The sequence below is a fragment of the Tessaracoccus antarcticus genome, assembly GCF_003688855.1.
GTDB lineage: Bacteria > Actinomycetota > Actinomycetes > Propionibacteriales > Propionibacteriaceae > Arachnia > Arachnia antarctica.
Genome location: NZ_REFW01000001.1, coordinates 1,254,861 through 1,268,751, shown reverse-complemented (window position 1 = coordinate 1,268,751; position 13,891 = coordinate 1,254,861). Strand labels below are relative to the sequence as shown.

The following is a 13,891-nucleotide window of genomic DNA, read 5'->3' as shown; positions in this document are numbered from 1 at the left end:
ATTCCCCGTGAGGTCGATGTGGGACCCTCCTTCGTCGCGCGGCAGCGTGGGGGCGCGCTAGGGTCGAGCGCATGCGTGGTGAGTACAAGGTTCCAGGCGGCAAGCTTGTCGCAATCGACATCGAGGCCGAGGAGGGGCGGATCACCCGGGCGGCGTTGTCCGGCGATTTCTTCCTCGAACCCGACGAGGCCCTCGACGACATCAACGGCGCCCTCATGGGCATGCCCGACGATGCGTCCGTGGACGACCTCGCCGCCGCCATCTCGTCACGCCTCCCCGACGGCGCCAGGCTCATGGGCTTCACCCCCGAGGCCGTGGGCATCGCCGTGCGCCGCGCGCTCGGCCACGCCACCGACTGGTCTGACCACACCTTCGACGTCATCGGCCCCGTCACCATGGATCCCCGGATGCATGTGGCCCTCGACGAGGTCATGGCCAGAGAACTGGCCGCCGGCACGATCAACCCCTGCCTGCGGATCTGGGACTGGGACCGGCCGCTGGTGGTCATCGGCTCCTTCCAGTCCTACAGGAACGAGATCGACGACGAGGGCCGGCAACGCCACGGCATCAACGTCGTGCGCCGCATCACCGGTGGCGGTGCCATGTTCATGGAGCAGGGCAACTGCGTGACCTACTCACTCATCGCCCCCACGTCACTGGTGGAGGGCCTCAGTTTCGAGCGCAGTTACGCGTTCCTCGACGAGTGGGTCATGGGTGCGCTGGCGGAGCTGGGAGTCAACGCCCGCTACGTCCCCCTCAACGACATCGCCTCTGACAAGGGCAAGATTGCCGGAGCGGCGCAGCGTCGCCTCGCCGGTGGCGTGGTGCTGCACCACGTGACCATGGCCTACGACATCGACGCCGACAAAATGCTCGAAGTGCTGCGCATCGGGCGCGAGAAGATGTCCGACAAGGGCACCAAGTCGGCCAACAAGCGCGTCGACCCGCTTCGTTCGCAGACGCACATGCCCCGCGACGAGATCATCGCTGCCTTCCTGCATCACTTCGAGGGCCGCTACGAGACGATGCGCCGTGACTACAGCGAATCCGAGCTGTCGGAGGCCCAGCACCTGGTCGACACCAAGTTCTCCTCAGACGAGTGGACCAAACGCGTCCCGTGATCCCCGGTGCAACCCGGGACTGTGGGACGATTGGTCACCACTGACAAGCAGTGATACCGACAAGCTGTGGAGCACACCATGACCAGCACTTCCTCGTCGCAGACCCGCGAACCCCGAGCCTTCGGGTGGTCGTCGGTGATCATCATCATCGGCACCATCGTGCTCGCGGCCCTCATGTTGCTGCTCATCCAGATTCCGACGTTCCAGAAGGCGACACCACTCGTGGTCCTCGGCACGGCCATGATCGCGCTGGGCTTCGGCGGGCGCGTCGTGATGCTGGTCGGTCAGCTCAAGGCCTCCACCGAGGCGGTGGTCATCGGCCTCTGCTACTCCATCGTGGTGCTGGGCACCCAGTGCTTCGAGCCGCTTTCGACCCGGGTCATCGTCGCCGGTGTCGCGTTGCTTGTCCTGCTCGTGATCGACGCCATCGACTCCCGCATCCTCACCTCGCGTCGCCGCTGACCGCCCAGTACCAGCCCTGTCACTCCGCGCCTGCAGGGTGCGACTCGTAGGAAGCCGGGTGGGCAAAGTTGGCGCGGACCCGCTCCATGTCGAACTTTTCCGACCGGTCGAAGGCGTAGATCCCGTTCTTCTCCTGGAACACGTCAGTGAGCTGGGTGTAGCAGTAGCCGAACATCAACGGGTTCTGGTCGAGGACCCGGGTGAGCCCCTCCATGCGGGCATACACCTCGTCCTCGGTGGCCGGCCGTTGGCCGTAGCCCCACGAGTTGTCATCCCCCTCGCGGGCCGCCTCCGGCACCCACCAGACGCCGCCGTACTCACTGCAGAAGTACGGCTGCCCTGCGTAGGGCAGTGAATAGGTCGGGGCCCCGTCAGCTGCAGACCCCGTGTTCTCCCCGGTGTTGGCGAATGGCTCCCCTCGCTCCAGACCCGACATCTTCTTCCCGAACTCCACCGGGTCCTGCTCGTAGTCGTGGCTGTCCCAGACATCAGTGGCCGCCACCCTGTGGCTGTAGCCGGAGGCGTCGATGACCGGGCGCGTGCGATCCATCCCCTTGGTGGCCCAGTACATGGCGGCCGTGACGTCGTCGAGGACGGTGAAGCGGTCGTGGAGGTACTGGTGGGTCTCGTTGAGCGGGCACCACCCGATGATGGAGGGATGGGAATAGTCGCGCTCCACCACCTCCACCCACTGGGCCACGAACGTCGGCGTCTGGCCCTGGTTGTGCCCGGCCGGCCCCTGCCCTGATGCGCCCCAGTCCGCGAACTCTCCCCAGAGCAGATAGCCGAGGCGGTCACAGTGGTGGAGGAAGCGTTCCTCTGCCACCTTCTGGTGGAGGCGGGCGCCGTTGAATCCCGCTGCCAGGCCGAGCTCGATGTCGCGCACCAGCGCTGCATCCGAGGGCGCCGTCATGAGGCCGTCCGGCCAGTACTGCTGGTCCAGCACGAGTCGCTGGAAGACGGGCTCACCGTTGAGCAGGATCCTCTGGCCGTCGATGCTGACGGAGCGCAGCCCCGCATAGGAGGCAAGGCTGTCGATGACAGTGCCGTCCTCGCCCAGCAGCGTGAACTCCAGGTCATACAGGTGGGGGTCCTCGGGGCACCACAGTCGACGGCGGTCCTGCGGCAGCACAAGCCGCAGGGACGGGACCATGGTCATGCCGACGACGGCCTCGTCGCGGGCCACCTCCCCGTCGCCGTCGCTGAGGACGGCGCGCACCCTCTGGCCGGGTCGGCCGTGGGCCACGGCTGCGTCCAGGTCGAACGTTGCGCGACCGGCGTCCGGCGTGATCCGTGGGCGCACCAGGTGGGAGGTGGGCACGGATTCCAACCAGACGCTCTGCCAGATGCCGGTGGTCCTCGTGTAGTTGCAGTGCGTGTTGCCGAACCACGTGGCCTGCTTACCGCGGGGCAACACCTCATGACGCGGGTCCCGCGCACGAATGACCAGGTCGGCCTCGCGTCGTCCGTCGAGAGCCGACGTGACGTCCAGGGTGAACGACGAGTGCCCACCGCGGTGGCGGCCTACCTCCACGCCATCCAGCCACACCGTGGCGTCGTGGTCGATGGCCTGGCAGTGCAGCAACACGCGGTCGCCCGCGGGCCAGTCCTCGGGCACGGCGATACGGCGCCGGTACCAGACCGCCTCGTGGAAGTCCGTGTCCCCGATGCCCGAGAGCTCCGACTCGGGCGCGAAGGGCACCAGGATCTCGTCGCGCAGGGTGCGCGCCAGGAGGCCACGCTCCAGCCCGGAGTCACCGGGATCCCTCTCGAACTCCCACACCCCGTTCAGCGTGAGCCAGCGGTCGCGCAGGAACTGTGGGCGGGGATGCTCGGCGCGTGGGATCTGCTGCACGGTCATGATGCCTTCTTCGGTGCTTCGGGATTCTCGACCAGCGGCGGTTCCACCTCGACGCCGCCGTCGTCGGTGAACGAGACACGCGAGAGCCACATCTGGCGCCCGGTGGCCTCGTCACCGACGGCGCCCGGCTCCCACGCGTGGTACACCATCCACAGCTGGTCCCCCACCTCGATGAGCGAGTTGTGGCCGGGCCCGGCAGCGACGTCGTTGGTCGTCAGGACGGGTTCCGGGTCCTTGGTGAAGGGTCCCGTCGGGGAGTCGCCGACGGCGTGGCCCACCGCGTACTTGTCGGTCCAGTACCCGTTGCCGGAGTAGAACATGTGGAACTTGCCGTCGTGTTCCCAGACGTTGGGGCCCTCGACGAGCATGTCCTCCCATGGGAGGTCCTGCTGCAGAACGTCCGTGGTCTCGCCCTCGGTGGACATCCCGTCAGCGGAGAGCCGGGCGACGCGGATGAAAGTGTCCACCCCGATGTGGTTGCCGTCGTTCTTCCAGTAGAGCCACGCCGTGCCGTCGGAGGCGATGAACGGCGAACTGTCGATGGAGCCGCCTTCGTCCTTCTCGCAGACCACGGGGGCTGTGGAGTCATCCACGTAGGGCCCCGCCGCGGTGTCGGAGGTCGCCACCGACAGGCACTGCCTGTCCTGACCCACCACCATGGTCGTGTAGTACATCCGGTAGGTTCCGTCCGTCCACTTGATGGTTTCCGGCGCCCACACCTTGCCGGGCGAACTCCACACCGGAAGCACAGGCAGGGCGTCACTTCCCTGTTGCCACGTGACCATGTCGTCACTGGTGGCCGTTTGGACGTTCATGGTGTTGCCGTTGGTGGCGAAGGCAATGAAGCCGTCCCCGTCGGCCAGGATGTGCGGATCGGCAAAGTTGGTGGCGTACACGGGGTTGGTGAAGCCCTCGGTCATCGAGGATTCCTCCTTCGTGGGGTTGGGAGAGGTGCTGGGGCTCGTGGGCGTGCCGGAGCATCCCACCAGGCCTGCCACCAGCAGGAGAGGGGCCAGGAGCTGGGTGAGCCCTCGCGTCGACGTCATCCCTTCACCCCGCCGCTGGCCACACCCTCGATGACGTAGCGCTGCACGAAGATGTAGAGGATCAACACCGGCAGCGAAGCGATGACGGCTCCGGCCATGATGACGGGGTAGTCGATGGTGTAGGCACCCTGCAGTTTCGTGAGGCCGACCGGCAGTGTGAGTCGCGCGTCGCTGAACAAGACGTACAGCGGCCAGATGAAGTCGTTCCAGTTGGCGAGGAAGGCCAGCACCAGCAGCGTCACCATGGCGGGCATGGCGTTGGGCAGCATGATGCGCAGGAACGTCGTGAACGGCCCGGCGCCGTCGATGCGCGCGCTCTCCTCGAATTCCTTCGGGAGTCCCAGGAAGAACTGACGCATGAAGAAGACACCGAACGCACCGGCCGCCCCCGGAATGATGATGGCCAGGAGCGTGTCAAGCCAGCCGAACGCGTCCAGGAGGAGGAAGTTCGGCATGAGGAAGATGAAGCCCGGGACGAACAGTGTGGAGATGATGAGGCCGAAGATGATGTTGCGGCCCGCGAACTCCATGCGCGCCAGCGCGTATCCCGCCAGGGATGCGGTGACGACCACCAGGAGGGCGTGCAGGGTGGCTGCCACCATCGAGTTGGCGAACCAGAGGAAGATCGGGTTGTCAGCGGCGCTGAGCAGGATGTCATAGGCACGCAACGTCGGCGCCTGTGGCCACAGCGTGGGAGGAACGGACTGGGACTCACCGGCCGTCTTCAGCGACGTGAAGAACATGATGAGCAGGGGCCCCAGGAAGATGATGGACAGGATCGCCAGGAGTATCCAGAGCAGAGGGTTCCGCGCGACTCGCTTCATGCCGAGGCCCCCGCACGCCGCGTCTCATCTATTTCCCGGCGCTCCGCCTTGAGTTCGCGCCGCTCCTTCGCGGCTTCCCTGTCCCGCAGCAACCAGAAGTTGGCGATGGACACCAGCGCGAGGAACGCGGCCAGCACGTAACTCTCTGCCGCCGCGGCACCCATCTGGTAGCGACGCAGGCCCAGTTCCGTGATGGTCATGATGGCCGTCTTCGTGGACTCCGTCGGCCCTCCGTTGGTGATGATGTAGGACTGGCCGAACATGTTGGCGCTCGCCAGAATCGTGGTGATCATGATGAAAATGAGGACGGGCCGAAGGCCGGGGAGGGTGACGTAGACGAACTTGTTCCACCATCCCGCACCATCCAGCGCGGCAGCCTCGTACTGCTCTGCAGGAATGTCCCCCAGGCCGGCGAGGTAGATGATGGCGTTGAACCCCATCGTCCACCACACCGTGACCCCCACCAGGGCCACCCAGGCCCACGGCTGGTCCGTGGTCCACTGGATGTCGGTGCGAAAAATTGAGTTGATGATCCCGAAGTTGCCATCCAGCAGGTAGCGCCACATGAGGCCGATGACAGCCACGCCCAGCACGTAGGGGGCGAAGAACATCGCCCGGAAGAACGTGCGCCCGGGGAACCTGACGTTCAGCAACATCGCCAGCAACAGCGGGATGACGATCAGGAACGGCACGCTGGCCACCGTGAAGATCAGGGTGTTCTTCATGCCGTTCCAGAATTCGGGGTACGGCAGGGAGGTCTCATCCAGCAGGTCCGCGTAGTTCCGAAGTCCCAGGAAGATCTGGGAGTCCAGCATGTAGTCCCAGTCGTGCAGGCTGATCCAGATGCCGAACACCGCCGGGATGACCACGAACGTGACGAAGATGGCCAGGTAGGGGGTCAGGAACAGGTAGGGGGTCAGGGGCGAGCCGGACCTTCGGCTCGCCCGTCCCTTCAATGTGGCCGCCATGGCTCAGCGGTTGTACTTCTTGGCATTGTCCTCGAGGATCTTCTGGGCGCGCTTGGCGGAGTCCTCCAGCGCCTTGGCCGGATCCGTCCCGGAGAGCAGCACGGCGTTGAAGGCCTTCTCGAACTCAGCGAAGCAGTCGCCGATGCCGGGGATGGTCGGCGGGAAGTGCAGGTCATCGATCTGTGTGGCCAACTCGGCCTGCTCCTTCAGAGCCTTGAACTCCGCCGATTCGCGAACAGAGTTGCGGGCGGGCACCTGGCCGGCTTCGGCCCAGGCCAGTGACTGCTCGCTGATCCAGTTGATGAAGACACGCGATGCCACAGCCTTGTTGTCATCCGGGGTCTTCTGGACCGGCAGCACGAACTGGTGCGAACCCGCCCACGCGGCTTTGGTGCCGCCAATGTTGGGTAGCGCGGCAACGCCCCAGTTGATCTTGGTCTGCTTCAGATCGTTGACCTGCCAGATCCCGTTCCAGTTGAAGGCGTTTTCACCATTCTTGAAGGCGATGTAGTCAGCGTCCTGGGCGACCTTGGCCGGGGAGTACCCCTTCTTGATGAGGTCTGCGTACCAGGTGAGGGCTGTGACGCCGGGTTCCTCGGCCCACAGCACCTTGGTGCCCGCCTCGTCGAACAGTTGTCCGCCAAACTGCCAGATGAGGCTCTGAATGGTCATGCTGCCCGTGAACGGGAACGGCGTGGCCCAGTGACCCTGCACACCAGCCTTCTTCAACTCTTCCAGCGCAGCCAGGTATTCGTCGTTGGTGGTCGGCGGCTTCTCGGGGTCGAGGCCCGCCTTCTCCATGACGTCCTTGTTGTAGTAGAACCCCAGCGGGTGGACGTCGAGCGGGATGGAGTAGCGCTTGTCGGCGTAGATCCCCGCCTTCCACGGCACGGGCGCGAAATCGCTCTCCTTCAGATCCAGCGCCTTGGCCACGTCATCCAGGGGCTGGATGACGTTGCGGGCCGCGTTCGTGGCCACGGAGTCCACGTGCATGATGCCGATGTCGGGGCCCTTGCCAGCGGTGACTGCCGTGGGCAGCTTGGCGTAGTAGTCGGCCCACTGCATGGTGGTCATGGTGACGGCGATGTTCTCATGTTCCGAGGAGAACTGGTCCACCAGTTTCTTCATCATGGGGCCGTCGCCGCCCGTGAAGCCGTTCCAGAAGGCCAGCTTCACTGCCGGCCCGTCGTAGCCGGCCTTCCCTCCATCCCCGGACGGGGCGGCGGTGGGGGCGAGCGTGTCACGGGGGGATGAGCCACCCCCGCAGGCCGCCAGGGCGGCGGCTGAGCCGCCGATGGCGGCGAGGGACATGAAGCGCCGGCGGTTCAGCGCAGAAAAGTGTGGAGCAACCATGGGGTGAGGTCCTTCCTCGGTGAAGGTGGTTTACAACGGATAACCGTTTGACCAGTTTGCACCGTTGTAAACGCTTTGTCCAGCGCTTTCGCAAGATCATCCGCACGCCCTACGATGAGCCCATGGCCACCACCCTCAAGGATGTAGCCGAACACGCAGGCGTGTCGGTGAAGACCGTCTCCAACGTGGTCAACGCGCGCCCCAACATCAGCGCGACGATGCGCTCGCGCGTACAGGCCTCACTGGACGCGCTCGGCTACCGTCCCAATCTGGCGGCGCGCCAACTCAAACACGGGCGCGGTGGGTTCATCGCACTGGCCGTGCCACAACTGGACTCGCCCTACTTCTCCGAGTTGGCGTCCCACCTCGCTGCGCAGGCCACGCGACGCGGCTACATCCTGCTCATGGACATCACGGGGGCGGACAAGGAACAGGAAAGGCTCGCCCTCTCCGGCATGAGCGGTCAGATGGTGGACGGTGTCATCCTCTCGCCCCTGGGCCTCACGGCGGCCGAGATCGACGCACGCCACAGTTCCGTGCCACTGGTGCTCCTCGGCGAACGGGCCGTGCCGAGCGGTGTGGACCACATTTCGGTGGACTCGGTGGCGGCGTCCCGCGCCGTCGGGGAGTTCCTGCTCGCATCCGGTCGTCGGCGGTTGGCCGCCATCGGACGTGAGCCCATCCAGGGCACCTCGTCGGTCAGGCTGGAGGGGTTCCAGTCGGCCGTCGAGGACGCCGGCCTTCGGCTCCCCGGCAAGAGGATCGTCCGCGTCCGACAGTTCGACCGCGAGCACGGCTACTCCGCCATGCAACAACTCCTGGACTTGCCGGAGCAGGAACGGCCCGACGCAGTCTTCGCCTTCAACGACCTCCTTGCCATCGGGGCGATGCGCGCCTGCCTCGAACGAGGGGTTCGCATCCCGGAGGACATCGCCGTGGTGGGATTCGACGACATCCCCGAGGGTCGATTCCACACCCCATCCCTCACCACGGTGGCCCCGGACCTGGCAGCGTTGGCCAGCATCGCCATCGACCGCCTCATCCTGACCATCGAGGGAGGCTCACAGGGCCCTGAGCGCATCTTCGTCCCATGGGAGCTACGGTTCCGGGAAAGCACAGCCACCTGAGCCGCGCGGGACCCGGCTGGGCGTGACAACCCGCCCCCCGTAGTGCAATGCGGTAACAATCGGGGACAGTTTCCCCATTCGCCCGGGATATGGCCGGGCCCGCCGTTACAGTCAGGCCCAACCCCGTCTGTGACAAGCGAAAGAGACTCTAGGATGACGCGAAGATTCCCCTGGCGCCGCGCCGTGGGCCTGGGAGCAGCAATGGTGCTGCTCACGCCCACCACCATGGCCACCGCCGACCCCCAGGACGGCTCGCTCGGCAACGCCAGCGATTACGTCACCGCCCCCGACATGACCACCCGTTTCGCCACCACCGGCCAGTGGTTCGTGGAACTGAAGAGCAACCCCACCTCGGTGGGGGGCTCCCAGCGCACCATCCAGGTGCAGCAGGACAAGTTCATCAGCGACGCACGCGCAGAGGGCCTTCCCGCCCAGGTGTCGCGCACCTACACCTCGCTGTTCAACGGTTTCTCCGTGGATGCCTCCGCACAGACGGCCGCCACCTACGCCGAGCTGCCGAGCGTGAAGGCCGTCTACCCCGTGGTGCCCGTCGCGATCCCGAAGACGCAGGCCATCAGCCCACAGGACTACTCAGCCATCGCCATGACCGGCGCCGATGTCGCCCAGAGCCAGCTGGGCTTCACCGGCCAGGGCGTCAAGGTCGGCATCATCGACACCGGCATCGACTACGACCACCCCGACTTCGGTGGCAGCGGCACCAACGGCACCACTGCGTTCCCGACGGCACGCGTGGCGTATGGCCACGACTTCGTCGGCGATGACTACAACGCAGACCCCACGAGCCCCAAGTACGATCCCGTCGCCAAGGAGGACACGCAGCCCGACGACTGCAACGGCCACGGCACCCACGTGGCGGGCATCGTCGGGGCAGCGCCCTCGGCCCGCGCCACCGGTGTCGCCCCCGACGTCACGCTGGGCGCCTACCGCGTCTTCGGCTGCGACGGATCCACCGACACCGCCATCATCCTCTCAGCACTGGAACTCGCCGAGAAGGACGGCATGGACGTGGTCAACATGTCGCTGGGCTACGGTTTCCAGTCCTGGCCCACCTACCCCACCTCCACAGCCTCCGATCGCCTCGTGAGCAACGGCGTGGTCGTCGTGGCGGCTGCCGGAAATGACGGTGACGCCTTCACCCAGGCTGTCGGCTCGCCCTCCACAGGTGTGTCGGTCATTTCCGTGGCGTCCTACGACAACACGACCGTCATGCTCGACGAACTCATCGTCCACGACGGTGCTGACGACGTATCCGTGGGCTACTCCCCGTCCACCGGATCGCCGAAGCCCACGTCCGTTCTGAACGGCACCCCCATCATGGGGACCACCGACCCGCTCGGCTGTGAGGCGGAGACCGCCGACATGACCGGCAAGGTGGCCATCACGTCCCGCGGAACGTGCTCGTTCGCCGCCAAGGCAGTCAATGCGCAGGAGTCCGGCGCAAAGGCCCTCATCATCTACAACAACGCGGCCGGCTTCATCAGCGCCACCGTCGAGGGTGACACCGCGATCACGATCCCGGTGGTGACGGTCACCAAGACCAACGGGGAGACCATCGTGGCGCTCCTCACCGACGACGCCGATGTCCCCACCGTGGAGTTCACGGGCCAACTGACCTCGCAGCCCAACCCCACGGGCGGCCTCATCTCGGATTTCTCGTCCTGGGGCCTCGCCGCGGACCTGACCCTCAAGCCCGACCTCGGCGCCCCCGGCGGCTCCATCTACTCCACCTTCCCGCTGGAACTGGACGGCTACGCCACCCTCTCGGGCACGTCGATGGCGTCCCCGCACGTGGCGGGCGCCGTCGCACTGATGCTGCAGGCCAACCCCGGCCTGACACCTGCCCAGGTGCTGACCCGACTGCAGAACACGGCCGAGCCGTCCCAGTTCTCCTACGCACCCACTCTCGGCGTCCTCGACGCCGCCCATCACCAGGGTGCGGGACTCATCCAGGTGGACAAGGCCATCGTCGGCACCACCACGGTGTCACCCGGCAAGATCTCCACGGGTGAATCCGCAGACGGCCCGTACACGCAGACCCTGACCATCAACAATGGTGGGGCCGCTGCAGCCACCTGGACCCTCGAGGCCGAGGACGCCGTCTCCACCTACGTGGATCCGGCAGACCCGGAGGCCACGCAGAACACCGTCGAGTTCACCATCGACGCTGCCACGGTCCAGTTCTCCGCCACGACGGTCACCGTGCCTGCCGGAGGCAGCGCAACGGTGGACGTCACCATCTCCCCCGACGATCAGTCGGTGCCAGGAACGCAGTACAGCGGGTTCGTGCACCTGAGCTCTACCGAAGGAGCCGAGACCGTCTCGGTACCATTTGCCGGCATGGCCGGTGACTACGGCGCACTGACGATCTTCCCCGACCTCGACAACGGCCTCCCTGCGCTGGTCAGGCTCACCAAGTGTGATGTCTGGGAAGGCCAGCAGTGCATCGACCCCGAGTTCGACATCGCCGACGTCGACGCGGGCGCAGTCTTCAACCTGGGCAAGGACCTCCCGACCGTGATCGCCCACGTGGCGTACCCGGCGGCCCGCGTCACGGTGGAGGTGCTGCAGGCCTCGGCCAGCGGTGCGCCCATCGAGTCCAGCAAGAGGACGGCCTACGCCGTGGACAACGTCACCCGCGATGCGGGCTACAGCCTCTGGTCGTGGGACGGTCGGCTCACGGAGAAGTCGGGCCTCATGAAGGAGGTGGCGCCGGGCAACTACGTCCTGCGCCTCACCGCTCTCGAAGCAGATGGTGACGGCGGCACGCAGTCCTGGACGTCGCCGGCATTCGGTGTGAAGAACACCCCGGTGCCGACGCCCTCCCCGACGGTGACGGTCACGGCCATCCTGCCCCCGACGCCGCTGAACGACCTGTACTCAACGCCGGGCTACCACACGGTCAACGGGCGCAAGTGGTTCACCACCTGCGAGAAGTACTCGCAGACCACGCGGTGTCGCACCAGCATCTACGCCACGACCATCGCACAGGTGAACGGCAAGTTCGTCGTGAGCAACGGCTGGGTGTTCAACAACCTGACGTACCTTCCGTCGGCCCGCAGCCTGTGGAAGAACAACCCCCTGGGCAACACGGGGAGCTGGACCGCCGCGGACGGTCGTCAATGGCGCACCGAGTGCGACACTGCAGCAACCGGTCGCAATGGCTGCCGCAGCTTCGCGAAGACCAAGGTCATCGAGGCGGTCCCCCAGGGTGCCGGCTACACCTACCGCTGGACCACCAAGTGGGTCCTGAACAACATCGTGCGCTTCAGCTGAGCTGACAGCCACAACCCCGAAGGCCCGGTCACCCATTGCGGGTGACCGGGCCTTCGGCGTGTGTGTTCGGGCCGGGCATGCAACGAGGGCGCCCCCACAGGTGGGGACGCCCTCGTCGTCGATTCTTCAGCGAGCGGTCAGGCTCACTTGCCCATCGAGGTGCCGGCGGAGCGGAGCTGCTCGCAGGCCTCGACGACGCGCTTGGCCATGCCCGCCTCGGCGGCCTTGCCCCAGGCGCGGGGGTCGTACATCTTCTTGTTGCCGACTTCGCCGTCAATCTTCAGAACACCGTCGTAGTTGCGGAGCATGTGCTCGGCCACGGGGCGGGTGAAGGCGTACTGCGCATCGGTGTCGATGTTCATCTTGATGACGCCGAAGTCCACCGCGTCGGAGATCTCCTGCGCGGTCGAACCGGAGCCGCCGTGGAAGACCAGGTCGAAGGGGTTCTCCTTGCCGTACTTCTTGCCGACGGCGTCCTGGATCTCCTTGAGCACCGCGGGCCGCAGCTTGACGGCACCCGGCTTGTACACGCCGTGGACGTTGCCGAACGTGAGGGCCGTCATGTAGCGGCCCTTCTCGCCGAGGCCGAGGACCTCGATGGTGTGCATGCCGTCCTCGACGGTGGTGTAGAGCTTCTCGTTGATTTCGGCCATGACGCCGTCCTCTTCGCCGCCGACGACGCCGACCTCAATCTCAAGGATGATGTTGGCCTTGTGGCAGCGCTCGAGGAGTTCCTCGGCGATGGTCAGGTTCTCATCCATCGCGACAGCCGAGCCGTCCCACATGTGCGACTGGAACAGCGGCAGTTCGCCCCGTGCGACACGCTCTTCCGAGATTGCCAGCAGCGGACGCACGAAGCTGTCCAGCTTGTCCTTGGGGCAGTGGTCCGTGTGCAGCGCAACGTTGATGGGGTAGTTCTTGGCCACCTCCTGCGCGAACACGGCAAACGCGACGGCGCCGGTGACCTTGTCCTTGATGGTGGGGCCGGAGAAGTACTCGGAACCACCGGTGGAGACCTGCAGGATGCCGTCGGAGCCAGCCTCCGCGAAGCCCTGGAGTGCAGCGTGGAGCGTCTGCGAAGAGCTCACATTGATGGCCGGGTAAGCAAACTTGCCTGCCTTGGCCCGGTCAAGCATCTGGTTGTAGACCTCGGGAGTTGCGACTGCCATGGTGCCTCTTTCCATGTCGAAGATTTGACACCTCAACCCTATCGCCTCGCCCCGCGGACTCGCAGCCGGGCCCGCCATGGCAAGATCCGGTGCCACACCACTGCCCCCGACTGCTCAGAACATGCGGTCCATACCGCTGACATCCACCCGCACACGTCCCAGCGACCTGGCACTGGTGGCGGAGTCGATGGCTGAGGGCGTGGCGTCGACGAAGCTCAGGGGGATGGTGGCGGCGCGTTGTCCGCCCACCTCCATGACGAGGCTCGGACCGGCCCCCAGGCTGCCCCCGGCGATGCGCAGTGCGGTGATCTCGGACCAGGTGGCGTGCACCGTCGTGGGATGTACGAATTCGATGCCACGGCCGTCGATGTAGAACGCGTCACCGTGCCCGATGGAGGCCAGGTCACGCTTGGCGCGCTGCAGCCCCACGGTGGTCAGACCCAGCCAGATGGCCGACGTCGCCACCCAGATGGCGATGAATCCGATGACAAGTTCCCTGGACCAGCCCGGGTTCAGGAACACGAGGATGCCCACCAGTACCGCCAGGGAGATCAGGGCGGAGATGATGCGCATCCGCAGGGCGGAGCGTTGACGCGCCACCCGTGCCGCGGTGGGCAGGGGCGTCAGTCCGACGGCGAAACGCTCAGGCAGCATGCGCCCATGGTA

At 66.0% G+C, this 13,891-nt stretch carries 11 protein-coding genes; 4 read left to right on the top strand and 7 right to left on the bottom strand.

Annotated elements, in window-relative coordinates; all coding sequences use genetic code 11:
• The first annotated feature begins 71 nt into the window (after positions 1-71).
• Entirely contained in the window at positions 72-1,121 is a 1,050-nt protein-coding gene (locus EAX62_RS05450) for a lipoyl protein ligase domain-containing protein (RefSeq protein ID WP_121900579.1), read from the top strand.
• A 78-nt stretch (positions 1,122-1,199) separates the two neighbouring features.
• Entirely contained in the window at positions 1,200-1,583 is a 384-nt protein-coding gene (locus tag EAX62_RS05445) for a hypothetical protein (protein ID WP_121900578.1), read from the top strand.
• 19 nt (positions 1,584-1,602) lie between these two features.
• Here EAX62_RS05445 and EAX62_RS05440 read toward each other — a convergent pair whose 3' ends face one another.
• From EAX62_RS05440 to EAX62_RS05420, 5 genes are read right to left on the bottom strand one after another with little or no spacing between them, the layout of a single operon-like run.
• Positions 1,603-3,444, bottom strand: coding sequence for a glycoside hydrolase family 2 protein (locus tag EAX62_RS05440; RefSeq protein WP_121900577.1), 1,842 nt, complete (start codon positions 3,442-3,444; stop codon positions 1,603-1,605).
• Positions 3,441-4,490 (bottom strand): glycoside hydrolase family 43 protein, encoded by a 1,050-nt coding sequence (locus tag EAX62_RS05435; RefSeq protein ID WP_121900576.1) that lies wholly within the window; start codon positions 4,488-4,490, stop codon positions 3,441-3,443. The genes EAX62_RS05440 and EAX62_RS05435 overlap by 4 nt, the downstream gene beginning before the upstream one ends.
• Complete coding sequence (locus EAX62_RS05430; RefSeq protein ID WP_121900575.1) at positions 4,487-5,314, bottom strand: carbohydrate ABC transporter permease; 828 nt, start codon at positions 5,312-5,314, stop codon at positions 4,487-4,489. Before EAX62_RS05430 ends, EAX62_RS05435 begins: the two co-directional genes overlap by 4 nt.
• Entirely contained in the window at positions 5,311-6,282 is a 972-nt protein-coding gene (locus EAX62_RS05425; protein WP_121900574.1) for a carbohydrate ABC transporter permease, read from the bottom strand. The genes EAX62_RS05430 and EAX62_RS05425 overlap by 4 nt, the downstream gene beginning before the upstream one ends.
• 3 nt (positions 6,283-6,285) lie before the next feature.
• Positions 6,286-7,635 carry an ABC transporter substrate-binding protein gene (locus EAX62_RS05420; RefSeq protein ID WP_121900573.1) on the bottom strand — a complete coding sequence of 450 codons (1,350 nt, stop codon included), beginning with the start codon at positions 7,633-7,635 and terminating at the stop codon, positions 6,286-6,288.
• A gap of 122 nt (positions 7,636-7,757) precedes the next feature.
• Between EAX62_RS05420 and EAX62_RS05415 the strand changes: the two genes are divergently transcribed.
• Both EAX62_RS05415 and EAX62_RS17370 read left to right on the top strand, forming a co-directional pair.
• Positions 7,758-8,762, top strand: coding sequence for a LacI family DNA-binding transcriptional regulator (locus tag EAX62_RS05415; RefSeq protein WP_121900572.1), 1,005 nt, complete (start codon positions 7,758-7,760; stop codon positions 8,760-8,762).
• Positions 8,763-8,915: 153 nt separating this feature from the next.
• On the top strand, positions 8,916-12,056 hold the full coding sequence (locus EAX62_RS17370; protein WP_147454024.1) for a S8 family serine peptidase: 3,141 nt from the start codon (positions 8,916-8,918) through the stop codon (positions 12,054-12,056).
• A gap of 143 nt (positions 12,057-12,199) precedes the next feature.
• On the opposite strand, the gene fbaA is transcribed toward EAX62_RS17370, so the two are convergent.
• Positions 12,200-13,225 (bottom strand): class II fructose-bisphosphate aldolase, encoded by a 1,026-nt coding sequence (gene fbaA, locus EAX62_RS05405; protein WP_121900570.1) that lies wholly within the window; start codon positions 13,223-13,225, stop codon positions 12,200-12,202.
• 114 nt (positions 13,226-13,339) lie between these two features.
• Entirely contained in the window at positions 13,340-13,879 is a 540-nt protein-coding gene (locus EAX62_RS05400; protein ID WP_121900569.1) for a hypothetical protein, read from the bottom strand.
• Positions 13,880-13,891: the final 12 nt, after the last annotated feature.